General features: G+C 63.5%; 25 protein-coding genes. 11 read left to right on the forward strand and 14 right to left on the reverse strand.

Annotated features, from left to right (window positions below):
• Positions 1–66: 66 nt before the first annotated feature.
• The 5 genes from JQC81_RS12495 to JQC81_RS12515 all read right to left on the reverse strand — a co-directional run bounded on the left by JQC81_RS12495 (position 67) and on the right by JQC81_RS12515 (position 4,786).
• Positions 67–735: an N-acetylmannosamine-6-phosphate 2-epimerase gene (locus JQC81_RS12495; RefSeq protein ID WP_203272140.1), complete on the reverse strand. Its 669-nt coding sequence runs from the start codon at positions 733–735 to the stop codon at positions 67–69.
• A gap of 1 nt (position 736) precedes the next feature.
• The gene (locus JQC81_RS12500) at positions 737–1,591 is read right to left on the reverse strand and encodes a carbohydrate ABC transporter permease (protein WP_203272141.1); all 855 of its coding nucleotides are present in this window, start codon (positions 1,589–1,591) and stop codon (positions 737–739) included.
• A complete protein-coding gene (locus JQC81_RS12505; protein ID WP_203272142.1) occupies positions 1,588–2,520 on the reverse strand; it encodes a carbohydrate ABC transporter permease in 933 nt (310 codons plus the stop codon). The genes JQC81_RS12500 and JQC81_RS12505 overlap by 4 nt, the downstream gene beginning before the upstream one ends.
• Before the next feature lie 62 nt (positions 2,521–2,582).
• On the reverse strand, positions 2,583–3,833 hold the full coding sequence (locus JQC81_RS12510) for an extracellular solute-binding protein (protein ID WP_203272143.1): 1,251 nt from the start codon (positions 3,831–3,833) through the stop codon (positions 2,583–2,585).
• Positions 3,834–3,910: 77 nt separating this feature from the next.
• Positions 3,911–4,786, reverse strand: a complete 876-nt coding sequence (locus JQC81_RS12515) for a hypothetical protein (protein ID WP_203272144.1) — start codon at positions 4,784–4,786, stop codon at positions 3,911–3,913.
• 163 nt (positions 4,787–4,949) lie between these two features.
• Here JQC81_RS12515 and JQC81_RS12520 point away from each other — a divergent pair, with 163 nt between their 5' ends.
• Positions 4,950–5,267 (forward strand): hypothetical protein, encoded by a 318-nt coding sequence (locus tag JQC81_RS12520; protein ID WP_196261955.1) that lies wholly within the window; start codon positions 4,950–4,952, stop codon positions 5,265–5,267.
• Between the two features lie 54 nt (positions 5,268–5,321).
• A complete protein-coding gene (locus JQC81_RS12525; RefSeq protein ID WP_203272201.1) occupies positions 5,322–7,181 on the forward strand; it encodes a DEAD/DEAH box helicase in 1,860 nt (619 codons plus the stop codon).
• Positions 7,182–7,250: 69 nt separating this feature from the next.
• On the opposite strand, the gene JQC81_RS12530 is transcribed toward JQC81_RS12525, so the two are convergent.
• The 3 genes from JQC81_RS12530 to JQC81_RS12540 are packed head-to-tail and all read right to left on the reverse strand — an operon-like array spanning position 7,251 to position 8,282.
• Positions 7,251–7,742, reverse strand: coding sequence for a phage holin family protein (locus JQC81_RS12530; RefSeq protein WP_203272145.1), 492 nt, complete (start codon positions 7,740–7,742; stop codon positions 7,251–7,253).
• A gap of 4 nt (positions 7,743–7,746) precedes the next feature.
• Positions 7,747–8,043: a hypothetical protein gene (locus JQC81_RS12535; protein WP_203272146.1), complete on the reverse strand. Its 297-nt coding sequence runs from the start codon at positions 8,041–8,043 to the stop codon at positions 7,747–7,749.
• A gap of 2 nt (positions 8,044–8,045) precedes the next feature.
• Positions 8,046–8,282, reverse strand: coding sequence for a hypothetical protein (locus JQC81_RS12540; RefSeq protein ID WP_203272147.1), 237 nt, complete (start codon positions 8,280–8,282; stop codon positions 8,046–8,048).
• 277 nt (positions 8,283–8,559) lie between these two features.
• Between JQC81_RS12540 and JQC81_RS12545 the strand changes: the two genes are divergently transcribed.
• Entirely contained in the window at positions 8,560–9,705 is a 1,146-nt protein-coding gene (locus tag JQC81_RS12545; RefSeq protein WP_246520384.1) for an extracellular catalytic domain type 1 short-chain-length polyhydroxyalkanoate depolymerase, read from the forward strand.
• Positions 9,706–9,901: 196 nt separating this feature from the next.
• Here JQC81_RS12545 and JQC81_RS12550 read toward each other — a convergent pair whose 3' ends face one another.
• Positions 9,902–10,720, reverse strand: coding sequence for a DUF1194 domain-containing protein (locus JQC81_RS12550; protein ID WP_203272149.1), 819 nt, complete (start codon positions 10,718–10,720; stop codon positions 9,902–9,904).
• A gap of 292 nt (positions 10,721–11,012) precedes the next feature.
• On the opposite strand from JQC81_RS12550, the gene JQC81_RS12555 reads away from it, so the two are divergent.
• A complete protein-coding gene (locus JQC81_RS12555) occupies positions 11,013–11,252 on the forward strand; it encodes a hypothetical protein (RefSeq protein ID WP_183447719.1) in 240 nt (79 codons plus the stop codon).
• A gap of 30 nt (positions 11,253–11,282) precedes the next feature.
• Here JQC81_RS12555 and JQC81_RS12560 read toward each other — a convergent pair whose 3' ends face one another.
• Entirely contained in the window at positions 11,283–12,032 is a 750-nt protein-coding gene (locus JQC81_RS12560) for an extensin-like domain-containing protein (RefSeq protein WP_203272150.1), read from the reverse strand.
• Positions 12,033–12,231: 199 nt separating this feature from the next.
• Positions 12,232–12,708: an HU family DNA-binding protein gene (locus tag JQC81_RS12565; RefSeq protein WP_203272151.1), complete on the reverse strand. Its 477-nt coding sequence runs from the start codon at positions 12,706–12,708 to the stop codon at positions 12,232–12,234.
• A 379-nt stretch (positions 12,709–13,087) separates the two neighbouring features.
• On the opposite strand from JQC81_RS12565, the gene JQC81_RS12570 reads away from it, so the two are divergent.
• The 3 genes from JQC81_RS12570 (at position 13,088) to JQC81_RS12580 (ending at position 16,398) form a co-directional block, all read left to right on the forward strand.
• The gene (locus JQC81_RS12570) at positions 13,088–13,990 is read left to right on the forward strand and encodes a sugar kinase (protein ID WP_203272152.1); all 903 of its coding nucleotides are present in this window, start codon (positions 13,088–13,090) and stop codon (positions 13,988–13,990) included.
• A gap of 24 nt (positions 13,991–14,014) precedes the next feature.
• Positions 14,015–14,680 carry a bifunctional 4-hydroxy-2-oxoglutarate aldolase/2-dehydro-3-deoxy-phosphogluconate aldolase gene (gene eda / locus JQC81_RS12575; RefSeq protein ID WP_203272153.1) on the forward strand — a complete coding sequence of 222 codons (666 nt, stop codon included), beginning with the start codon at positions 14,015–14,017 and terminating at the stop codon, positions 14,678–14,680.
• A 77-nt stretch (positions 14,681–14,757) separates the two neighbouring features.
• The gene (locus JQC81_RS12580; RefSeq protein WP_203272154.1) at positions 14,758–16,398 is read left to right on the forward strand and encodes an acyl-CoA synthetase; all 1,641 of its coding nucleotides are present in this window, start codon (positions 14,758–14,760) and stop codon (positions 16,396–16,398) included.
• Positions 16,399–16,402: 4 nt separating this feature from the next.
• Here the strand turns inward: JQC81_RS12580 and JQC81_RS12585 are convergent, their stop codons facing one another.
• Positions 16,403–17,203 carry an enoyl-CoA hydratase gene (locus tag JQC81_RS12585; protein ID WP_203272155.1) on the reverse strand — a complete coding sequence of 267 codons (801 nt, stop codon included), beginning with the start codon at positions 17,201–17,203 and terminating at the stop codon, positions 16,403–16,405.
• A gap of 117 nt (positions 17,204–17,320) precedes the next feature.
• On the opposite strand from JQC81_RS12585, the gene JQC81_RS12590 reads away from it, so the two are divergent.
• Complete coding sequence (locus JQC81_RS12590; RefSeq protein WP_203272156.1) at positions 17,321–17,905, forward strand: peroxidase-related enzyme; 585 nt, start codon at positions 17,321–17,323, stop codon at positions 17,903–17,905.
• On the opposite strand, the gene JQC81_RS12595 is transcribed toward JQC81_RS12590, so the two are convergent.
• Both JQC81_RS12595 and JQC81_RS12600 read right to left on the reverse strand, forming a co-directional pair.
• Positions 17,902–19,290 (reverse strand): FAD-binding oxidoreductase, encoded by a 1,389-nt coding sequence (locus JQC81_RS12595; RefSeq protein ID WP_203272157.1) that lies wholly within the window; start codon positions 19,288–19,290, stop codon positions 17,902–17,904. The genes JQC81_RS12590 and JQC81_RS12595 overlap by 4 nt on opposite strands.
• A 114-nt stretch (positions 19,291–19,404) precedes the next feature.
• The gene (locus JQC81_RS12600; protein ID WP_203272158.1) at positions 19,405–20,193 is read right to left on the reverse strand and encodes an SDR family NAD(P)-dependent oxidoreductase; all 789 of its coding nucleotides are present in this window, start codon (positions 20,191–20,193) and stop codon (positions 19,405–19,407) included.
• A gap of 484 nt (positions 20,194–20,677) precedes the next feature.
• On the opposite strand from JQC81_RS12600, the gene JQC81_RS12605 reads away from it, so the two are divergent.
• The 3 genes from JQC81_RS12605 to JQC81_RS12615 are packed head-to-tail and all read left to right on the forward strand — an operon-like array spanning position 20,678 to position 23,769.
• Positions 20,678–21,766 (forward strand): ABC transporter ATP-binding protein, encoded by a 1,089-nt coding sequence (locus JQC81_RS12605; RefSeq protein ID WP_203272159.1) that lies wholly within the window; start codon positions 20,678–20,680, stop codon positions 21,764–21,766.
• Positions 21,767–21,775: 9 nt separating this feature from the next.
• Entirely contained in the window at positions 21,776–22,876 is a 1,101-nt protein-coding gene (locus JQC81_RS12610; RefSeq protein WP_203272160.1) for an ABC transporter ATP-binding protein, read from the forward strand.
• Positions 22,873–23,769 carry a carbohydrate ABC transporter permease gene (locus JQC81_RS12615; protein WP_203272161.1) on the forward strand — a complete coding sequence of 299 codons (897 nt, stop codon included), beginning with the start codon at positions 22,873–22,875 and terminating at the stop codon, positions 23,767–23,769. The genes JQC81_RS12610 and JQC81_RS12615 overlap by 4 nt, the downstream gene beginning before the upstream one ends.
• The last annotated feature ends 54 nt before the right edge of the window (positions 23,770–23,823 follow it).

Raw genomic sequence — 23,823 nt, forward strand, 5'->3', positions numbered from 1 at the left:
GATGGGTACACCCGAGAACGCCAGAGGTGCTCTCACGTTTCCGTTACAAGCTAACTGCGACGGCCCTCAGGGTGCGGCCTGTACAAACTTCTTCGTGATCTCGCGCGGATTTGTTACGGCCGTGCCCACAACAACTGCGTGAGCGCCGCGCCTGAACGCCTCCGCGACGAGGTCGGGCGTGTCGAAGCGCCCTTCCGCAACGATAGGAAGCGGCAGCTCGGCCACGAGGGCGGACAGGAGATCCAGATCGGGGCCGCCGGCTTTGCGGGAGGCTGTCCCCTCCGTGTAGCCGGCGAGCGTCGTCGCAACATAGGTGGTGCCGGCGGCATGGGCGGCCCGCCCCTCCTCCAGCGTGGCGATGTCGGCGAAGACCTCCCGGCCGAGTTCGCTGCGGATGCGTCCGATCAGAATCTCCACCGGTTCTCCGTCACGCGGGCGCGGCGTGGCATCGAGGCCGATGATGTCGGCACCGGCACCGGCGATCTCGGCAGCCTGAGCGAAGCCCGGCGTGATGTAGACCGGAAAGCGATCGGTCCAGACCTTGGCGATGCCGATGATCGGGAGTGCAGACACGGCGCGGATCGCCGCGATGTCGTCCGCGCCGTTAGCGCGGATGCCTCTCGCGCCGCCCTGCTCCGCTGCGCGCGCCATGGCGGCCATGTGGACCGGCCCATGAAGCGGATTATCGGCGCGGGCTTGGCAGGAGACGACGAGCGCGCCCTTCGGGATCAGCATGCTACTTCACCGCGCCAGCCGTCATGCCCTGGATGAACTGGCGCGACAGGGCGATGTAGAGGAGCGTGATGGGCGCGGCCGCGATGGTGAGGCCGGCGAACAGCATGCCCCAGTCGGTGGTGTATTCACCCATGAAGGTGGTGAGCCCCTGCGGCAGGGTTTTCCGCGCATCCGTCTGGATGAAGACCAGCGGGAAGAAGAAGTCGTTCCAGATCGGCACCGCATTCTGGATCGCCGCAATGGCCATCGGAGGACGCGCCAGTGGCAGCATCACGGACCACATGATGCGCGGCTCGGAGGCGCCGTCGATGCGGGCCGCATCCTCGAGTTCCGAGGGCAGCGTGCGCAGGAAGCCCGCCATGATGAACACGGCCGACGGCAGGCCGATGGCCGTGTAGGTGACGATGAGGCTCCAGCGGCTGTCGAGGAGGCCGAGATCCCGCAGCAGGATGAAGAGCGGGATCACCGCGAGCTTCAGGGGCAGCATGAGGCCTGCCAGGAAGAACAGCAGGATGAAGGTGTTGGTGCGCGACTCGTAGCGCGCCACCGCGTAACCCGCCATGGTGCCGAGCACGAGGATCAGGAGAACCGACGTGCCCGTCACCAGGATCGAATTCACGAAATAGGTCGGCATCGCGGTTTCGCCGAGAACCTTGGCGAAGTTGCCCACTTGCGTGAAATCGGGCAGCGCGAAGGGATGCTCGAAGATCTCGCCCGTTGTCTTGAAGGCGGAGAGCACCATCACCACGACCGGATAGAGCATGATGAAGGAGTTGGCGATCAGGATGACCTGCGCGAGCAGCGCGAAGGAGATCGGCTGGCGCGACGAGGGCGCCTGAGATGTGAGGGCGTTCAAAACTGGATCTCCCGACGGCGCAGCCACAGGGTCAGCATGGACGCGAAGACGACGATGAACAGGAACAGGAGCGTGGCAAGCGCCGAACCCATGCCGAAGTTCTGGATGCTGGCGCTCTGATTGCCGAAGGCCGTGCGGTAGAAGACGAGGCCCAGCACGTCCGTGGTGCCGAAGGGCGAACCATCGAGGCCTACCATCACATAGGGAATCTCGAACCAGTTGAACGCGCCGATGAAGAGCAGCGTGAACAGGATGGTCGTGCTCGGCGCCACCAGCGGCCACACGATGTTCTTCAACAGCTGCCATTCATTGGTGCCGTCGAGCCGCGCCGCCTCGATGATCTCAGGCGGGATGCGCTGCATGCCGGCGAGATAAACCAGGGTCGGGAAGCCGACGAAGTGCCAGGCATTGGCCAGAATCAGCGCGCCGAGTGCCGTCGAGGAATCGCCGAGCCAGGGCTTGGCCCATGAATCGAGGCCCAATGAGTAGAGCGCCTGGTTGATGATGCCGAAGTTCGGATTGAGGAAGAGCTTCCAGAGAAAACCCACGATGATGGTCGAGAGCACCACCGGCACGAACACGGCAATCCGGTGGAAGCGGAAGCCGAAGGGCTCCTTGTAGAGCAGCCAGGCGAGGAGGAACCCGCCGCCGTTCTGGATGATCATGAGCGCGATCAGAGCATAGACGTTGTGCAGGAAGGCGTTCCACACCACGGGCGCCATGGTGGCGCCGAACAGCACTTCCTTGAAGTTTTTGAGACCCACGAACTCGCCACGCGCCAGCCCCTGCCAGTCGTAGAAGGCATAGGCGAAGGCCGACAGGATCGGGTAGACCACGAACAGCGACATGAACACGATGGGCGGAACGACGAGGAACGCCACCCACAATTGCCGCTTCAGCGACGGAGCCTGTTTGCGCGAGACGAGCATGGAAACGACAGCTTTCAAAAAAGGCGGCGAGCCCGAGAGCCCGCCGCCCCTGTGTCACAGACTTACTTCTGGAACGGCTTGTAGTAGGTCGCGATGCCCTTGTTGATCTCGGCCGCGGCCTGCTCCGGGGTCTGCTGGCCGGCGAGCATCTTCTGAACGTTCGACTGCAGCAGCACCGAGCCGCTCGGCTCCTGATAGCGGAAACGCACGAGCATCAGGTACGACATGGAGTTCTCGGCGAGCTTCGCCACCTCCTGGGTGATCGGGTCCTCGATCTTGATGCCCTTGATCGGGGACAGGTTCTTGAGCGTATTGGTGAAGGCCGTGCCGTATTCGGGCGTGGCAAGGTAGCGCACGAACTTGAGCGCCGCGTCTTTCTTCTCGGTCTTGGCGTTCACCGCATAACCGCCATCATAATAGGTGGCGATCAGGTGCTGGTCGCCCGTCTTCGCGACGGGAGCCGGGAACACCCCGAGGTCGAGGGTCGGGTTCTGGTTCTTGAAGTTCGCCACCTCGTAGGAGCCGCCCGCGAACATGGCCGCGCGGCCTGCCACGAAGAGCTGCTGCGAGGACGGGTAATCGACGCCGGTGAAGTTCGGCGAGAAGTACTGGCTGACATCCTTGAGCTTCGTCAGCGCGGTGACGAAGCGCGGATCGGTGAAGTTCGCCTTGCCGGACACGATGTCGGCCTCGAACTCTTTGCCGAGCATGGACGAGAGCAGGCCGCCGACGATGGTCTCGTTCTGCCAGGCGGTGGCCGTTCCGTTGGCGAACGGCGTGATGTTCTTGGCCTTCAGCGCCTGGGCGAGCGTCATCAGCTCATCCCAGGTCTTGGGCGGGTTCACGCCGTTATCCTTGAAGATCTTCTTGTTGTAGACCACGAGCTGGGCCTGCATGGCGAAGGGAACGGCATAGACCTTGCCGTCGGCGCGCAGGGTCTCGGCGGCGAGCGATGCTTCAGGGAAGTTCGCCAGCTCCGGCACGTTCTGCTGGTCGAGAGCGAGCAGGTAGCCGGGGGTCGCAATCGTCTCCAGGTTGCCGTAGGCGCGCACCTGGATCACGTCCGGGCCGCGGCCGGCGGCGAGCGCCGTGGAGAGGATCGTCTGGTAGTTCTCAGGCGCATAGGTCTCGAACTTGACCGTGATGCCCGGGTTCTTCTCCTGAAACTTCTTGATGGTGTCCTGGTAGAAGGCGCGGTCTTCCTGGCGCCAGCTCCAGAAGGTCAGCTCGGTCTGCTGGGCCATGGCGACGGTGCCTGAGAGCAGGAGGCTGCCGGCGGCAGCGCCCATCAGAATGCGTCGGGTCAGTTTCATCGTCGTTTCCCTCATTGTTGAAGTCCTTGTCCTCCCACCGCAGGGCCTGCTCGTCGAACAGACCTTGCGGAACTCGTTCAGCGCGATCGCTCGGCTGCAATGACGAGAAAGGTCGCGTCGTCGTGGGTTTTAACACGAGGATAGGCGCCTGCCATGAGGTCGCCCCGCTCCCTATCCCGTAATTCCTGCATCAGGTCCGGCCCTTTCCCCGCGGCGAGCCGGTCGTAGAGATCCTCGTCCGAGTATGCGGCGAACACATCCACGAGCCGCATGAAGCCGTCAGTGGCGAGCACGATGGGTGCGCCCGGCTTCACCTGTGCGGTGAACCGCAGCTCCTGACCGGCCCAGGGCCGACGCGGGTTCACCACCCAATAACCGTCCTGTTGGTTCAGACGGGTGCGGTTTTCCAGGATTTGGCGCCTGACCGCTTCAGGGATCTGCCCCGGCTCATGGCCCTGCGCGCCCAGAGCCGCCAGCGTCCGGCGCTCGAAAGGCTTCGCCCGCTCGTCGCTCCAGCGGGCGACCCCGTGCTCCGACGGCACGAGAACGACCACGTCGCCCAGGAGGCGCCCCTGGATCCCGAAGTAACCGCCCTCCCCGGGCGTCACCTCGATCAGGCCGAGGCACGCGGAGGGGGCATGGTAGTCGCTGACCTCCGGCACATGCGCGGTCTCATCCTCGAATGCCGCCATGATGCCGGCCTCCAGGCTGCCCAGCAGCGCATCAGCGTCTTCCTGTGAGGACAGGGCAGCCAACCGCTCGTCGATGAGGGAGGCCAGCCAGGCCGCATCGCTGCCTCCGGAGGTCAAGCGGTCGTCGGAGAGACCTGTGGCTCCATCGACGATCCAGGCAAAGCGGCCGTGCAGGCCGGCCCCGTCCTCATTGACGCGGGAGCCGGTCAGGGAAAGCCGGTCGAGGGACCGGAAGCAGACAGTGGAGCCAGTCACGTTCACAGCTTAACTGGTCTCATATTGGTTGCCTCATGTCCATACTGGTCTTAAGGGCTGTTCACACCCTTCCTGAAGACCCGGAAAGGCTTAACCAGGTTCGGTTTGATCGAATTCCGGGCTTGAGCGTTAGTCCCTCGGATCCCATTGCAGCGGCAAAGGACGAGCCATGGTCACCCTTGAGATAGCCGGCAAGGCGGTTGCCGTAACGAACGCCGATGAGGAGCAGGCTCGCGAACTCTTTCTCAGCGAGAGCTTTAAAGATGACCTGAAGTCGTTTAAGAGCGAGAGCCGCTCCCTCTGGGACGGCTCAGCTGCCTTGACGACACGGCCCGCATCGGAAGACGAAATCGATGCCTTCTATGAGGCCCTGGACGAAGAGGACGAGGTCGACGAAGACGGCGAAGACGATGATGACGACCTCGATATCGATGTCGTGTTCCTGGTGTCCATCGACGAAATAGACGACGCCGCTGCCTCCGGCTGATCATCCTTACCGGAGCCCTTGAGGGCTCCTCTTGAAACGGTTCAGCCCATTCTCATGCCTTTCCCCAAGTCCAATCCCAGCCTCGACCGCGCCCTGGCCGACAAAGGCTACAACGACCCGACCCCCGTCCAGGCCGCCGTGCTGCAGCCGGAGGCTGTCGATCGGGATCTTCTCGTTTCCGCACAGACGGGTTCGGGCAAGACGGTTGCCTACGGCCTCGCCATGGCGTCCACCCTGCTGGGCGACGCCGAGCGCTTCGAGGCGCCGCGCGAGCCCCTGGCCCTGATCATCGCCCCCACCCGCGAGCTCGCCCTCCAGGTCAACCGGGAGCTGATCTGGCTCTACGGCCCGGCCGGTGCGCGGGTCGCCTCCTGCGTCGGCGGCATGGATGTGCGCCGTGAGCAGCGGGCGCTCGCCGATGGCTGCCACATCGTGGTCGGCACCCCGGGCCGTCTGCGCGACCACCTCGAGCGTGGGCGCCTCGACACCTCCAAGATGCGCGTCGTGGTGCTCGACGAGGCCGACGAGATGCTCGATCTCGGATTCCGCGAGGATCTGGAGTTCATCCTCGACGCTACGCCGGACGAGCGCCGCACGCTCCTGTTCTCGGCCACCCTGCCGAAGAACATCGTCGCCCTGGCCCGGCGCTACCAGCGCGAGGCGCACCGGATCGACACCCTGGTCGAGAACGAGCCTCATGGCGACATCGAGTATCGCGCCCTCAGGATCGCGCCTAACGAGGTCGAGCATGCGGTGGTCAACGTTCTGCGCTTCTACGAGAGCCGTGGCGCCATGGTGTTCTGCCATACCCGCGAGGCAGTGCGTCATCTCCATGCGAGCCTGATCGAGCGCGGCTTCGCGGCCGTGGCGATCTCGGGCGAGCTGACCCAGAACGAGCGCAGCAACGCCCTGCAGTCGCTTCGTGACGGCCGCGCCCGCGTGTGCGTCGCCACCGACGTGGCGGCCCGCGGCATCGACCTGCCGGATCTGGGCCTCGTGATCCACTTCGACCTGCCGAACGACCATGAGACGCTTCTGCACCGCAGCGGCCGCACGGGCCGCGCGGGCCGCAAGGGCGTGTGCGTGATGCTCGTGCCTTATACCCGCCGCCGCAAGGCCGAGCGGCTCATCGACATGGCCGGCGTCGACGTGACCTGGGCCGGCGCTCCCTCGGCGGACGAAATCCGCCTGCGGGACCGCGAGCGCCTGATGCAGGATCCGATCTTCGCCGAAGAGGCGACGGACGAAGACATGGGCATGGCGCGCGCGCTTCTCGCTGAGCGTTCGGCCGAGGAAATCGCCAACGCCCTGGTCAAGTTCCACCGCGCCCGCCTGCCGGCGCCGGAAGAGATCGTCGATGCGGGCACCGACCGCGAGCCGCGCCAGCGCAAGGACAAGCGCGAGCGGAGCGAGGAGCGCACCCGCGGCTTCAAGGATCGTGGCGCATCCGAGGGCGGCTTCGAGCGCTCGTCCGAGGACATGGTATGGTTCCGCATGAGCGTCGGGCGCCGCAACAACGCTGATCCTCGTTGGCTGCTGCCGATCATCTGCCGCCTCGGGCACGTGACGAAGAAGGAGATCGGCTCGATCAAGATCTTCGACCGGGAAACGAAGTTCGAGATCGTGAAATCCCAGGCCTCGAAGTTTGCCTCTGCGGTCCGCAAGACCAATGACGAGGACATTCAGATTGAGCCTGCCGATGCAGGTCCCGGCAAGCCAGGATTCGGCAAGGCAGGCCCCGGCAAGCCGCGCGACGCCAAGCCCTGGAGCGGGCCGAAAGGCAACGGCCCGAAGAGTCATGGTCCCAAGGAGCGAAGTGCCCATCCTGCTCGCAAGGGACCGCCAGCCGACAAGGGACCGAAAGATTTCAAGCGTCCGAAGGACAAGAAGCGCTCATCCGACAAGCGCCCCTGATCAAAAGCAACAGGCCGGGACATGAACATGTCCCGGCCTCATCATTTGAGATGTGGAACCGGAAAAAGCCTATTCCGGCTTCGTCAACCCCTTGATGACAGCGCCGGCCAGCGGCACGAGCATGCCGGGCAGCACGGAGTCGAGCGGGTGACGAACGAAGCCGACGACCGCCTCGCGGACGCCGCGCACCTCATTCCGGAAATCGCTGAGCTGCTGCTGGATCGCCTGAGCGTCCGTCTCAAGGGACTGCAGGGCCATGTTGCGCACCTCGAGGGCCAGCTCCATCTCGCGGCCGGGTTTCGACCGCTCCGCCACGACCAGAAGGATGATCGCCAGCAGGAGATTGGCGAGTCCGATCAAGGCCGCAGCCCAAATAGTCCCCCAGGCTTGCTCCAAGGCGAAGAACAGGGCCAGATTTCCCATGAGGAATGCAAAGGCTCCAAGGAGAGCCGCGATGCCTCTCAAGGAGGAGCGGGTCATCATCTGCCGGAAGCGAATATCCGCGATGATCGACTCAGCGCGCCACAGTACGCGAAGATTACGGACGAGATTGTCCATCATGATGTCAGGCCCTTCCCATCAGACGTCCGACCACGATCCCAAGTGTGAAAGTAGCGAGCACCGACGCGAGCGGGCGCTCCTTGACGAATTCCTCAATGCCGCCCGTATGCTCGGAGAGCGCTTTTCCCAATTCGCCAAGCTGCTCCCTCAGATCCGCCACGGCTTCGGCTTGCGGCGCAGCCTCGCTGCCGGTCTTCACTGATAGCGGATCGGCGGATGCTGGCTGCTTCCCTGGCTCTTTGCGTCCAAGCTCCGCCCGCAAGATGTGAAGCTCCTCACGGAGGCTGGTAGCTCCGACCATGATCAGAGCGCCTTCCGAACCCTGGTGAGCGCTTCCTTCAGCTCGGCGCCGAGGATCTTCACCGCGTCGTTCACGTCCTTGGCGCTCTTGTCTAGCTCCGCCTTGCTCTCGAAGACGCTCCAGCGGCTCTCGATCTCAGCCCATTCCTCCTGCAGCTCCTTGGAGGCAAGGTGGATCTGAAGCCGGATCTCGTCGCGGGTGCGCTTCAGGTCTTCAACGAACTTGGTGAATTCGGGCATCTGTCGCTCCTCCATCAGGCATCTCGCTCAGGCGCGATGGGAGGAAGCTTAGCCATTCATGGTGCCTCTGCATTGATTTCGGTCAAGAAACAGCCAGGCTTGGCAGGAGCCAAATGCTTTGCTGCGCAGCAATCCGCGTATTGTGCACTGCAACAAAGCCCCCATATGAGGCGTTCTGTTTAGAACAACCACTTACCCGGAAGGGCCAAATATTATGCAACGCTTAGGGCAAATGATCCGGCAGATAGCCCAACAGAAGCGCCATTGGGAAACCGTCATGGCAGCCACCGGGGCGGCAGCTTCAAGTGAGAGCCCGGCAGTGCCGAACCGTCTGACCGAGGTCTCGGGGTTTGGTGCTAATCCGGGCAATTTGCGCATGCTGACCTATGTGCCGGAGGAGGTTTCAGCATCGCCGGCTCTCGTAGTCGTTCTGCATGGCTGCACCCAAACGGCGGCCGGTTATGACCATGGCTCCGGCTGGTCGACCCTTGCCGATCGCTACGGGTTCATCCTGCTTTATGCGGAGCAACGGGAGGCCAACAATCCGAAACGCTGCTTCAACTGGTTCCAGACCGGAGACACCGAACGTGGGCAGGGCGAGGCAGGCTCGATCCGGCAGATGGTGGAGCATGCGATCCAGCAGCATCATGTGGACCGCAGCCGCGTCTTCGTCACCGGGCTCTCCGCCGGCGGGGCCATGACGGCCACCATGCTGGCCACCTATCCGGAAGTCTTTGCCGCTGGCGCCATCATCGCGGGCCTGCCCTATCGCTGCGCCACCAGCGTGCCCGAGGCCTTCGAATGCATGTTCCAGGGCCAGGTCCGGTCGGCGCAGGAATGGGGTGGCTTGGTGCGCAACGCCTCGTCCCATCGGGGATCATGGCCCAAGGTCTCCGTCTGGCATGGCAGCGCCGATGCCACCGTGAAGCCGATGAATGCAGGCGAGATCGTCAAGCAATGGACGGATGTCCATGGCCTCAAGCCGAGTCCCAGCTTCAGCGAAACCGTCGATGGCTATCCGCGCCGTGTCTGGACCAACGCGTCCGGCGACGACGTGATCGAGGAATATGTCATCACCGGCATGGCCCATGGCACACCACTGGCCGTTGGTGACGATGAGAACAGCTATGGTGCGGCCGGCCCCTTCCTTCTCGATGTGGGCATCTCATCGAGCTACCGCATCGCACAGTTCTGGGGGCTGACGGAGCAGGCGGATGACGCCTCGCGCATCCGCACCGCTCCTGAGCCCGTTCAGCACGACCTGCCGACGATGTTCACCGGCAAGCGGCCTCCCGCAGATGAGTGGGCAGCACGAGGCGCCACGCGCAATCAGCGCCAGGAGGCACCGAAACCTGGGGCGCCGCACATGGATGTGGGGTCGGTGATCACGAAAGCCCTCAGGGCGGCAGGACTGATGAAGTAGGCCTGCAAGGGTTCGTCAGCGCATCGTGCGGAAAAGTGGACCCGGTTTTCGCTGGCGCGGCCCCCTGGGTCCGGTCCACACGATGCACTCTTTAGGAATGGAGCATCGGATGGATCCCAAAAGTGCAAGTCCACTTTTGGGTCCGATGCTCTAGCGAGGGCCGGGCATCTGTTGCTGCCTGGCCCTTTTCACGCCGTCATGGCTTTCTCTCCTGACTCAGCAGGTCCTCCTGTTTTCGCTTCTCGCCCGTCACGCAGTTCATGCTCGGCATGCCGGTCTGCGCGGGAATGATGCGGGGAACGGCATTATCGACTCCTGCAATCTCGCGCATGATCTTCGTGCGGATGACCATGGCAAACTGCTCGGGATCGTGCAGGGGCAGAACGAATGAGCCGGTGCCGCCGATGACGCATTCCTTGAAGTAGAGATCGAGATCCTGCAGTTCCGTGCTGCCGGACGCCCGCCTGAACATGATCGGCAATCCATTGATGACGATGCCATCCGCAACAGCCTCGTCCCGCGCGTAGGTAACGCGGCGGCCGTCGTTGTTGGGACCATCCCCGGACACGTCGACCACACGGCGGATCGGAACTCCGCCCAGTTGCTCGAACAGCTTGCGGCTGTGATCGATGATGCCGGAGATCGATGTCATCCCCGCCTGGCGAATGGGCTGGTAGGCGAGATGATTGGCAAATGAAGTCGCCTTCTCCGGGCTGTCGATGATGGTCCACGGCACAAGCACGCGCTGATCCTTCACGCCTGACCATTCCACATAAGTGACGGCGATGCGGCCATGCAGACCATTTGCGATGGCCTCATGCACGAGGGACGACCGGAACGCTTCCACGAAACCCTCGCGCTGCAGGCCCTGCTCTTCACCCTCCATGGATGACGAGACATCGACCGCGATGACGAGCGCAACATCGAGTTCCGCGTCGGGAGCGATCGGCCCGGCCGCAAGAACCTCACCGGCCAGAAGAAAGAACGCGAGAGTACTCAAGAGCCTGTTCGCCATGACCACCTCCGCTCCCGGCTACCGGTCCACCGACGGCGGCCAAGGCTGCGCTTGGTCAACGCGCCAATCGCGCATTTGATACGAAGGGCTCGTCACAATTCTTGCGACCGGCGGATCGGAAGAAAGCAGATTTTAGAGTATGTCTGGCGATTTTTCGCGACTGAAACAGCAAAGATATCAAAGAGACAAGTCAAAAGAAACAAACGTAACAAAATCCGCTCTCTATATGCAGAGCAGACAAGGATTGGGCCATTCGGTAAAGTTTAATGACGTTACGCAAGGGGCTTTAAAAATGAAACCGGACATGGACCTGATCGGCGCTCTCACCAGCTTTTCCGTCGGCACGCTCGACGGTCGGGACGCGATGATGGTGATCGAGCTTGCCACCACGCCTGAGGAATACGAGCAGGGCATCCGGCGTCAGATGCCGGTGGCCATGACCCCCGAGCATGCCCGCGAACTCGGCGAAGCGCTCCTTCTGGCGGCCAAGGCGGCTCAGATGGGCGAGGCCCCCAGCTACGCGATGAACTGATCGGTCTGCTCCTGACCGATGCGGGATCTGCTACCGGCACGCCCGGTAGGATCCCATATCGAAGTGGAAGTGATCGTGGTGAGCCTCGTTATAATCGGGGCTGAGCACCACATCGAAGAAGCGACAAGCCCCATCTCTTAGGGCCCGCAGGAAAGCCTCACGGCGCTCATCGCCTCCCGACCAATAGCTCCTCACCGTGATCTGCCGCCCGTCGGCAAGGACGAAGCCTGCAATGTCGATGGCATTGGCGGTGGCATGTTCGCTGCGCCGCCCGCCAGCCCGGTGATTGATGTTCCGGCAGGCATAAGTGCCGAAATGCACGACTCTCACGACCTCCTGTCCAAGATGGTCCCGTGCCGCGGGAAGCAGCACATGCCGTTCGAACAGGGCCCAGGCCACCGTCAGCGGGCATGTGGCCGTGAAGCTCCCGCTCAACCCAACCGAAGACCGCGATACCTCGACGGCATTCGACAGCCCGCAGCCATCCTCTGAGGCACGGTCCGGCACGGCCCTGTGCGCAACCGGCGACCCGTCGAGCACAGCGAGGCACTGGCCGCGATTGCCTTCAAGGCGGGAGAGCTTCCATCGGGTCAGCCAACTGACATCGTCCGCAACCCTCAACGGCGTGAAAGGATTGAACCTGTTCGGGATGTCGAGAAAGCCGGCCCGGATCAACCCCGACGCGACAGCAAGCCCGAGCGCAAGAGCAAGGATCAGCCGGGCAAGGACGACCCGTGTGATGCTGGAGCGACGCGGCGGCTGAGGCTGATTGTCATGCACCCTCCTGTTCTAGGGCTGTATCGTTCGGGATCTAGCTGAACGTCTTATGCGGAGCATCCGTCAGCGATGCATTGAGACAGGATGGTCATGCGGCTCCGGCGCGAGGCAACAAAAAAGCAAGGCAGTTTCCTGCCTTGCTTGCGTAGAGATCCGGTGTCTCTTGCGGTCGAAGAGGTTCCCCTCCAAACGCAGCGACCCCTTAGATCGAGTCCTTGAGGTCCTTGGCCGCGCGGAAGGCGATCTTCTTCGAAGCCTTGATCTTCACGGGCTCGCCGGTCTGCGGGTTGCGGCCCATGCGGGCGGCGCGCTTGCGCACCTGCAGGATGCCGAGGCCGCTCAGGCGGATCTTGTCGCCCTTCTTCAGGCTCTTGGCGATCATCTCGACCACCTGGGTCATCATCTCGTTGGCCTGGCGCTTGGGCACCTCGTGCATCTCGGAGAGACGATCGGCAATGTTGCGCAGCGTCAGGATCGGGGAAGCCGACGAGGTAGAAGCCTTCGCGGTCTTCTTCACGGCAGCCTTCGAGGTCTTGCTCGCAGCCTTGGTCGCAGCCGCCTTGCCGGCAGCCTTGGCGGGCGCCTTCGCGGTCTTCGACGTTGCCTTTGCTGCAGCCTTCGGCGCCGCAGCCTTCTTGGCCGGGGCCTTCTTGGAAACCTTGGTTGCAGTCTTGGCCATCAGGAACTCCTTGTTTTCGACGGTGAATGCATAAGACAGCATTTCCTCATTAGCGCGTTCAGCCAGGAATTAAAGTGGCAAAGTTCAATTTACGCACAATAGACAAGGGATACTTGCCCATATCTCATCAAAGACTGCCTGAATGCTGCCTTGCCTTCACAGGCTCCGCTTCGATGCACGGGCGCCAGCGAGGTCCCGCGCTTTCAGGGAATCAGCTTGAGATTGTTAGACGCGAGTTCTTGGTGTGTCTGCGGCGGCGCGGGACAGCGATGAGCCCCTTTTGGCGATGAACCAAGCGAATGATCGCAATATTCGGATCGACAAAGAGCCTCGTCCCATCATATTCCCTAGCGGGATAGAACAACGCCACGGTGAAAGCATGACACGGGTCGCCTGCATTGGGGAATGCATGATCGAGCTTCGGGAGGAGGCCGACGGCAGGCTGTCCCGCAGCTTCGGCGGGGATACCCTCAACACCGCCGTCTATCTCGCCCGCCTCGGCTCGCAGGTGGATTACATCACCGCCCTGGGGGACGACAGCTGGAGCGACGAGCTGATCGCAGCCTGGAAGGCGGAGGGCGTGGGCACTGGCCGCGTGCTGCGCCTGCCTGGCCGCCTACCCGGCCTCTACATCATTCAGACGGATCCCAAAGGCGAGCGCCGGTTCTCCTATTGGCGCGAGACCGCAGCCGCCCGCCTGCTCTTCCAAGCCACTGAAGCCCGCACGATCATCGACTCCCTCACCGGCGACGATCTCGTCTACTTCTCGGGCATCTCGCTGGCCCTCTACGGGGATGAAGGGCGCGGGCGTTTGTTCGAAGCCTTGCGCGACATACGCTCGGCCGGCAAACGCGTGGCCTTCGACACCAATTTCCGCCCGCGCGGCTGGCCCGATCAAGCGATTGCGAGGAAGGCCTTCCAGCAAGCTTTCGAATGCGCCGATATCATCCTCGCCTCCACGGAGGATCTTGAACTTCTGTTTGGCAATGCCGGAGTTGATGAAGTGCTGGCCTTCGCGGACCGAGCGGAGATCGTGCTCAAATATTCGGACCTGACCTGCCGAGTCATGCTGAAGGGCGAGGAGATTGTCGTTCCGGGCAAACCTGCGGACGACGTGGTCGATACGACTGCCGCCGGTGACAGCTTCGCGGCCGCCTATCTGCACGCGCGCCTTCTGGGACAAGGCCCAGAGGCGGCAGCCCAGGCAGGGCATCGCCTCGCCGGCCAAGTGGTTCGCTATCGCGGCGCGATCATTCCTCGCGACGCCATGCCAAAGCCGTAACACATCGCTCAAGGAGTTTCTCGGATGAACCAAGATCTGTCACCTCTGGCTGAATCCCGCGACCGGCAGCTTGCCGATCTGCTCCGCTCCGGCCCGGTCGTTCCGGTCATCACGCTGGAGCGCGTGGAGGATGCAGTTCCTCTCGCCCGCGCCCTCGTGGCAGGCGGTCTGCGCCTTCTCGAGATCACTCTGCGCACACCGGCGGCGGCCGATGCGGCGGCCGCCATCATCCGGGACGTGCCGGACGCAATCGTGGGCATCGGCACGGTCCTGACGCCGAAGGACCTGGAGCGGGCACAGGCGCTCGGCGCCCGTTATGCCCTGAGCCCCGGCGCCACGCCGGACCTGCTCGATGCGGCATCTCGCAGCGAGATGCCGTTCATCCCCGGCATCGCGACGGCGTCCGAGTTGATGATGGCGCTCGCTCATGGCTTCCAGACCGTCAAGTTCTTCCCCGCCGTTACAGCGGGCGGCATTCCTGCTCTGAAGGCTCTCGCAGGACCATTCCCGCAGGCGCGTTTCTGCCCCACGGGCGGCATCGACGAGAAGAACGCCAAGGATTGGCTCGCCCTTCCCAATGTGGTGGCCATCGGCGGCTCATGGATCAGCCCGGTCTCGGACATCCGCGCCGGGGCCTGGGATGAGATCACGGCGAAAGCGCAGAGAGCCGTTGCCTCGGCAGAGGGGTGAACGCAGCTCCTCACATTTGGTAGGATTGTCAGGCCCCTCCCCCGTGGCGATACTTGCCACCAAGGGGAGGACCAGACGTGGCTCCGAGCATCTACGACACCCATCTCGACAAGAACCCGGCGAACTATCAGCCGCTGACGCCCCTCAGCTTCCTGGAGCGCGCGGCTGGCGTGCATCCGGATCGGGTCGCCGTCATCCATGGCCCGTTGCGGCGCAACTATCGCGACCTCTATGCGCGCACACGGCGCCTCGCCTCGGCCCTGGCCCGGCGCGGCATCGGGCGAGGCGATACGGTGTCAGTGATGCTGCCGAACACACCGGCCATGCTCGAATGCCACTACGGCGTGCCGATGGCCGGCGCGGTGCTCAACACCCTCAATACCCGCCTCGATGCGAAGATTATCGCCTTCTCCCTGGAGCACAGCGAAGCCAAGGTTCTGATCACGGACAGGGAGTTCTCGAGCACCGTCAAAGCCGCTCTTGAACTGAGCACGAACAAGCCTCTGGTGATCGACTACGACGATCCGGAATTCACCGGCTCAGGCGAGCGCCTCGGTGGCATGGAGTATGAGGCGCTTGTTGCGGAAGGCGATCCGGATTTCGCCTGGAGCCCACCACAGGACGAGTGGGACGCGATCACGCTCAACTACACGTCCGGCACCACGGGCGATCCGAAGGGTGTCGTCTATCACCATCGCGGCGCCTACCTGCTCGCCATGGGCAACATCATCACGGGAGCCATGGGCCAGCACCCGGTGTATCTGTGGACCCTGCCCATGTTCCACTGCAACGGCTGGTGCTTTCCCTGGTCGCTCTCTATCGTGGCCGGCACCCATGTGTGCCTGCGTGCGGTGCGGGCCAAGCCCGTCTACGATGCGCTCGCCGATCACAAGGTCACGCATCTGTGCGGCGCGCCCATCGTTATGTCGACGCTGCTCAATGCACCTGAGGCCGAGAAGCGGCCGGTGCCGCATACGGTGAAGTTCATGACCGCGGCGGCTCCACCGCCGGAAGCGGTGCTCGCCGCCATGAAGAGTGCAGGCTTCGACGTCACCCATGTCTATGGCCTGACGGAAGTCTACGGTCCTGCCGTCGTCAACGAGTGGCACCAGGAATGGGATGAACTCGACGCTGGCGAATACGCGGCGAAGAAGGCGCGCCAGGGCGTGCGCTACCCGGTACTCGAGTCCCTCGACGTGCTCGATCCCGAAACCCTGCAGTCTGTTCCGGCGGACGGCCAGACCCTGGGCGAGGTCATGTTCCGCGGCAACGTGGTGATGAAGGGCTATCTCAAGAACCCGTCCGGCACCGCCAAGGCCTTCGAGGGCGGCTGGTTCCATTCCGGCGATCTCGGGGTGAAATACCCGGACGGCTATGTGCAGCTGAAGGACCGCTCGAAGGACATCATCATCTCGGGCGGCGAGAACATCTCCTCCATCGAGGTGGAGGATGCGCTCTATAAGCACCCGGCCATTCAGGCGGCCGCTGTGGTGGCGATGCCAGACGAGAAATGGGGCGAGACGCCCTGCGCCTTCGTCGAGCTGAAGCCAGACCTATCAGTGACGCCTGATGACATCATCACCTGGTGCCGCCAGAACCTTGCGTCTTACAAATGTCCGCGCACAGTGATCTTCACGGAGCTGCCCAAGACCTCGACGGGCAAGATCCAGAAGTTCCAGCTCCGGGAGATGGCGCGGGCTTATAAAGCCGCAGGCTGAGGAGTTAGCGCCCCTTCCACACCGGCTTGCGCTTCTCGATGAAGGCATCGATGCCCTCCGCGGCGTCCTCGGCCATCATGTTGCAGGCCATGATGTTGCCTGCGTAGGAATAGGCGTCCTCCAAGCTCATGGAGCGCTGACGGCCGAACATGGCCTTTCCGGTGCGGATCGCCACCGGGCTCTTGGCGCAGATGCTCGCCGTCAGCGCTTCTACAGCTTCGTCGAGAGATGCGTTCGGCGCGACGCGGCTCACGAGCCCGAAGGACAAGGCCTCAGCGGATGAGATGAAGCGGCCCGTCACCAGCATGTCGAAGGCGTGCTTCGGCGAGACGTTGCGCGAAAGCGCCACCGCAGGCGTGGAGCAGAACAAGCCTACATTGATGCCGGAGACCGCGAAGGTGGCGCTCTCGGCGGCAACGGCGAGATCGCAGGAGGCCACCAGCTGGCAGCCTGCGGCGGTCGCCATGCCATGCACCCGCGCGATCACCGGGACGGGCAGATTCACGATGTCCTGCATCACCCGACCGCATTGGGCGAACAGGGCATCGTAGTAATCCTGACGCGGATTGGCGCGCATCTGCTTGAGGTCGTGGCCAGCGCAGAAGGCCTTGCCAGATGCCGCGATGACAACGCAGCGAACGGCCTCGTCCTGCTTCAGATCGTCGAGCGCCTCTTGGAGAGCCTCCAGCATCTCCTCGGACAGGGCATTGAACTGGGCCGGACGGTTGAGGGTGAGCGTGACGACCCCACCCTGCTCCTCCCGCAGCAGGATGTTCTCATCGGACAAGGCCTGCTGGGCGCTCATGGATGCTCTCCTTAGATCAGGACACGTTGTTTACCGAATCCAACCCGAATAAGCTCGATCTGGCAAGAAGCCTCTGGAAAGCGCCCTCCGGAGAGGCCCATCGAGAAGAGGTGTCCCGTGAGCAAGCCTGACATCAGCCGCTTTTCCATCCCTGAGATCGCCGACCTGCCGGAAGATATCCGCTCGCGCATCTTGGCCGTTCAGGAGAAGTCCGGCTTTGTGCCGAACGTCTTCCTGGTGCTGGCACGCCGGCCCGACGAGTTCCGCGCTTTCTTCGCCTATCACGATGCGCTCATGGACAAGCCCGGCAATCTCACCAAGGCCGAGCGCGAGATGATCGTGGTGGCAACCAGCAACGCCAACCAGTGCCAATATTGCGTGATCGCCCATGGGGCCATCCTGCGCATCCGGGCCAAGAACCCGCTGATCGCCGATCAGGTCGCGGTGAACTACCGCAAGGCCGACATCACGCCCCGCCAGAGAGCCATGCTGGATTTTGCCATGAAGGTCGCTCTCGAAGCCCACACCGTGGGTGACGCGGACATTGCAGCCCTGAGCGCCCACGACTTCAGCGAGGAAGACGTGTGGGACATCGCGGCGATTGCCGCCTTCTTCGCCATGTCGAACCGCCTCGCCAATATCAGCAACATGCGCCCGAACGACGAGTTCTACATGCTGGGTCGGACCGAGAGGCAGGCTTAGGGCAGGAGCACCTTGCCCGGATTGAGCCGGTTGTCGGGATCGAGCGCCCGTTTGATAGCGCGGGCAAGGTTCATCTCGGTGGAGGCGCGGTAGCGGGCGAGCTCGCCGACGCGGTACTGGCCGATGCCGTGTTCCGCCGAGATGCTGCCGCCGAAGGCCGCCACCACGTCATGCACGATGCGATTCACCACGCCTGCATCGTGATCCGGTCCAACGAGGATATTGTAGTGGATGTTGCCATCGCCCAGATGCCCGAAGGCGTTCACGCGCGTTCCCGGCGCTCCGGCGGCCAACGCGTTCCCGGCCTCGGACAGGAACCGCGGGACCTCCGTGAGCGGCACCGAGACATCGTGCTTCACGCTCCTGCCCTCACGCGCCTCCGATTCTGTCACATGCTCGCGCAGGGCCCAGAGCTGGGCCGCCTGCGCGACTGACTCGGCAATGACCCCGTCGAGGGCGATCTCCTGCTCGAAAGCTGCACCCAGCATGGTATCGGCGGCTTCGCGCAGGCCTGCGAGGCTGGCGGCCGCCTCGATCAGCACGAACCATTCCCCTTCCGCGATGGGAGTCTTCAGGCCGGCATGCTTGGCGACAAGCTGCATGGAGGTGGCGGAGATCAGCTCGAAGGCGGAGATCTGGTCGCCGAGTTCGTCCTGGGACAGGGCCAGGAGCCGCAGGGCGGCGGGGGGATCGGCCACCGAGATCAGCGCGGTGACAGAATGCTTCGGCCGAGGCAGGAGCCTCAGGACGGCCGCCGTCACGATCCCGAGCGTGCCCTCGCTGCCGATGAAGAGCTGCTTCCAGTCATAGCCCGCATTGTCCTTGCGCAGGCGGCGCAGGCCGTTGGCGACGGTGCCGTCCGGCAGCACCACTTCGAGGCCGAGCACGAGGCTGCGGGTCATCCCGTAGCGCAGCACGTTCACGCCGCCCGCATTGGCCGCCACGACCCCGCCGATGGTGGCTGAGCCTTCCGCCGCCAGGCTGATCGGCAGGAGCCGGCCGTCGGCCGCAGCGGCGTCCTGCGCGACTTTCAGGATGCACCCGGCCTCCGCCTCGATGGTCAGGCCGACGGGATCGACATGGCGGATGGCTCCCATGCGGTTGAGTGACAGGACGACCTGGGTGCCGGACGCATCCGGCACTGCGCCGCCGGCGAGCCCCGTATTGCCGCCCTGGGGCACGATGGCCACCCCCGCTTCGCGGCAGACCTGCACGATCCCGGCGACCTGCTCGGTCGAGGACGGGCGCACGACGCAGGCCGGCTTGCCTGGGAAGAGCTTGCGCCAGTCCACCGCATAGGGTTCGAGATCGGAACCATCCGTGACGACACCCGTAGGCCCGACAAGGCCAGTCAGGCGCTGCAGCAGATCCGTCGGCATCGTCATGGCAAAACCCTCGTGGCCGCCCATTCACGGCATGGTTCACCGCTCCTGACCGATCACGACGGGATCGTCAACGCGGCATGCACGAGAGACAGCGTGAACGCAGCAGGATTACGTTCACTTCTTCCCGGATCCGGGCTCGGCCATCTTGCGGTGCTGCTGTGCCAGCATGCCTGCCGGAGTCACGGAGGCCAGAACGGTGGTGAACTTGTTCTTCCACCCGCTCACCACGTCGCCATCGCCGCGCATCATGGCATCGAAGCCGACCTTGGCCACATCGGCCGGATCGTCCTTCTTGTCCTGCCCGACCTGCGTATCCAGCATGTCGGCGCGCTCAAAGAACTCGGTGTCGGTGGCGCCGGGCATGAGGCAGGTCACCGTCACGCCAGCATCCTTCAACTCGTTGCGCAACGCGAACGAGAAGGAATCGATGAAGGCCTTGGTGCCGTTGTAGACCGCCTGGAACGAGCCCGGCATGAAGCCGGCAATGGAACCGGTGATGAGGATGCGCCCCTCACCGCGTTCCCGCATGTCACGCCCGACCTTATGAATCAGATAGATCGTACCGGTGATGTTGGTGTCAATCACATGGCGCGCCTGGGCAAAGTCCTGATCCAGGAACGCATGCCCGAGCCCGTGCCCCGCATTGGCCAGGAGCGCGCCGACCGGGCGGCCTTTCACAGCCGCATAGAGCTTGTCGACGCCCTCGATGGTGGCAAGGTCAACCTCAAGCGCATCGACAGCGGCGCCGAGAGATTCGAAATCCTTCGCAGCGTCGCGAATGGCAGCCTGATCGGCCGCAATCAGCAGATCATAGCCGTTCTCGGCGCAGAGCTTGGCAAGCTCATACCCGATGCCGGTTGAGGCTCCGGTGACGATGGCGAGTGGTCTGGATGTATCCGGCATGGCGCTCTCTTTCGCAGGTGTAACGGCCTTCAACCGGCCACCGCTCGAGACGAGTGAACCCGGCGCATAGGCTTGAACTCCCGAAGGACGCGAGAGTTCAATGGCTTGCCGTGACTTGCAGCAGGCGTCGTTTGATAGAGTACTCTCAGTCCACTCAAAGACCAGTTCCGGACCCAGTACCACCCGGTTGCTTTCGGCCAGAGGGCAAGATACCTTCACCATAACAACAACGACAGATCAGACCCGGAGGGTCGGCAGTCGGGAGAAGCGCTCTTGGTTCCGCAGACAACGGCGACGCTGTGCGTCGCGGTGAGGGATGGCGCATACGGGCACGGCAAAGCCCATGACGCGACCAAACGTGTCGCCGGGATAAACTTTGCCGGATACGGAATGCCCGCACCTCCACGGCCTTGTCAAAGCGGATCGGCATCAACCCTTTCATTCTCTTCTTCTCCTTTGCAGCTCGACCTCCAGGGAAGTGCCGATGACACTCGTTCTTGATGGCGTCTCGAAGAAGGTCGGAGCCTCCACCCATATCCAGGATGTCAACCTCACCCTGGAGCGCGGCTCGCTCAACGTGCTTCTTGGGGCGACATTGGCCGGCAAGACCTCGCTCATGCGCCTCATGGCCGGGCTCGATGCGCCGACGAGCGGCCGTGTTCTGATCGAGGGCAAGGATGTAACAGGCTGGCCCGTGCAACGGCGCAGCGTCGCGATGGTCTACCAGCAGTTCATCAATTATCCGTCGCTCAGCGTCTATGAGAACATCGCCTCGCCCTTGCGTGTCTCCGGCGTCGACAGGAGCGAGGTCGATGCACGCGTGCGCGATGCCGCCAAGCTGTTGAAGCTCGAGCCATATCTTGACCGCAAGCCGCTCAATCTCTCCGGCGGGCAGCAGCAGCGGACCGCCATCGCGCGGGCGCTGGTGAAACGTGCCGACCTCGTCCTTCTCGACGAGCCGCTGGCCAATCTCGATTACAAGCTACGCGAGGAACTGCGCGAGGAACTGCCGCGGGTCTTTGCGGCCTCGGGCGCCATCTTCGTCTATGCCACGACCGAGCCCTCGGAGGCCCTGCTGCTCGGCGGCAACACGGTCACCCTGTTCCAGGGACGGGTGACTCAGTTCGGACCAACCCCGCAGGTTTATCGCCAGCCGCATGATCTCGTCACGGCCCGGGTCTTTTCCGATCCGCCGCTCAATACCCTGAAAGCCCGCAAGACCGATGGCACTGCAGCCTTCAGCACCGGCGGGCAGGTTCCTGCCATCGGGCCACTCGCCAGCGTTCCCGACGGTGAGTACACGGTCGGCTTCCGGGCCCATCATCTCACCCTTGAGCCGACGGGAACCCATGAGATCACGATTCCCGCGACCGTGTCCGTGGCCGAGATCACGGGCTCGGAGAGCTACGTGCATCTCGACTCGGGCGACCACCGCTTCGTGGCCCTGGTGCCTGGCGTGAGGCGCTTGGAGCCGAAATCTTCCGTGACCGCCTATCTCGATCCCCGCCGCCTCTTCCTCTTCGATGCGGATGGCCGCCTAGCCGCTGCAGACCCTACACAGAAAGCAGCGTGAGAAAGACCCATGGCCCGCATCACGCTCGATCATCTCGCCCACGCCTACAAGGCCAATCCCCGCACGGCGGAGGATTACGCCCTCAAGGAGATCAACCACGTCTGGAGCCAGGGCGGCGCCTATGCCCTCCTGGGTCCTTCGGGTTGCGGCAAGACAACCCTGCTCAACATCATCTCCGGTCTCGTGCGCCCGACCCGCGGACGCGTGCTCTTCGACGACCTCGACGTGACGGACCTGTCGACGGAAGCCCGCAACATCGCGCAGGTGTTCCAGTTCCCCGTCGTCTACGACACGATGACTGTTCGCGAGAACCTCGCCTTCCCGCTCAAGAACAGGAACGTGTCCCGCGAGAGAACGGCCCGGCGGGTGGAGGAGATCGCCAGTCTCCTCGACCTCACCCGCGTGCTCGACCGCAAGGCGAGCAATCTCACGGCCGACATGAAACAGAAGATCTCCCTCGGCCGCGGCCTCGTGCGGCCCGACGTAGCGGCGATCCTGTTCGACGAGCCGCTCACTGTGATCGATCCGCACCTGAAGTGGCAGTTGCGCTCCACCCTGAAGGAAATCCACCGGGCGCTGGACATCACCATGATCTACGTGACGCACGACCAGACCGAGGCGCTCACCTTTGCCGACAAGGTCGTGGTCATGCATGACGGCGCCGTGGTGCAGACCGGCACTCCGGACGAGCTGTTCGAGCGCCCAGCCCATACTTTCGTGGGCCACTTCATCGGTTCGCCCGGCATGAACATCCTGCCCTGCAGGGTCGAGGGCGCCACCGCTTTCGTCGGCACCAGCCTGATCTCCCTTAGGCGCACCTACCGCACCCTCTCCGACGGCGAGCGCATCGAGCTCGGCATCCGGCCGGAATTCGTGCGGCTCCAGCCGAAGGGGGCGGGCCTGCCCGTTCAGATACGGCGCATCGACGATATCGGGCGCGCACGCATCGCCCGCGTGGAGATGAGCGGCCGCCCTCTTGCCGCAAGCATTCCGGACGGCATCTCCATCGAAGGGAATGAGGCTTCGCTCGTGCTCGATCCGAACCACGTGCATATCTATGCCAACGGCCACTTGGTTGCGGGCGAAGCCACCGGAGGGCACGCGGCATGACGAAGCCCCTCAACAACAGGGCCTGGTTCTTCGTCCTGCCCGTCTTCGCGATCGTGGCTTTCTCGGCGATCCTGCCGCTGATGACGGTGGTGAACTATTCGGTCCAAGACACGTTCGGCAACAACCAGTTCTTCTGGAACGGCATCGGCTGGTTCCAGGAGCTGCTCGATCCGTCGAGCCAGCTCGGCGAGCAGTTCTTGTCCTCGCTCATGCGCACGCTGCTGTTCTCCGCCATCATCCTGCTGATCGAAGTGCCGCTCGGCATCGCGGTGGCTTTGTCCATGCCGCGCGAGGGCTGGACGGTGGCGCTCTGCCTCGTGTTGATGGCGATCCCGCTGCTGATTCCGTGGAACGTGGTCGGCACCATCTGGCAGGTCTTCGCCCGCGGCGACATCGGCCTCCTCGGCTGGGTCGTCAACCGCCTCGGCATCGACTACAACTATACGGGCGACCCCATCGACGCCTGGGTGACGATCATCGTCATGGACGTGTGGCACTGGACGAGCCTCGTCGCCCTCCTCTGCTATGCCGGTCTGAAATCCATTCCGGATGCCTATTACCAAGCCGCCCGCATTGATGGAGCTTCGCGCTGGGCCGTGTTCAGCACGATCCAGCTGCCGAAGATGCGGCGCGTTCTGCTGATCGCCGTGCTGCTGCGCTTCATGGATTCCTTCATGATCTACACCGAGCCCTTCGTGCTCACCGGCGGCGGTCCGGGCAACGCCACTACCTTCCTGTCCATCGATCTGGTGAAGCTGGCCTTGGGACAGTTCGACCTCGGCAAGGCCGCGGCCATGTCGCTGGTCTACAACCTGATCATCCTCGCTATCTGCTGGGTCTTCTACACCGTCATGACCAATGTGGATGCCGAGCGCGAGAGAATTGAAGCATGAGCGGAACCATTGCCGTCGGCCGTTCGGACACAAAGTCTATTGCGGCTCCTCAGG

This window comes from Microvirga arabica, assembly GCF_016811235.1.
Taxonomy (GTDB): Bacteria; Pseudomonadota; Alphaproteobacteria; order Rhizobiales; family Beijerinckiaceae; genus Microvirga; species Microvirga arabica.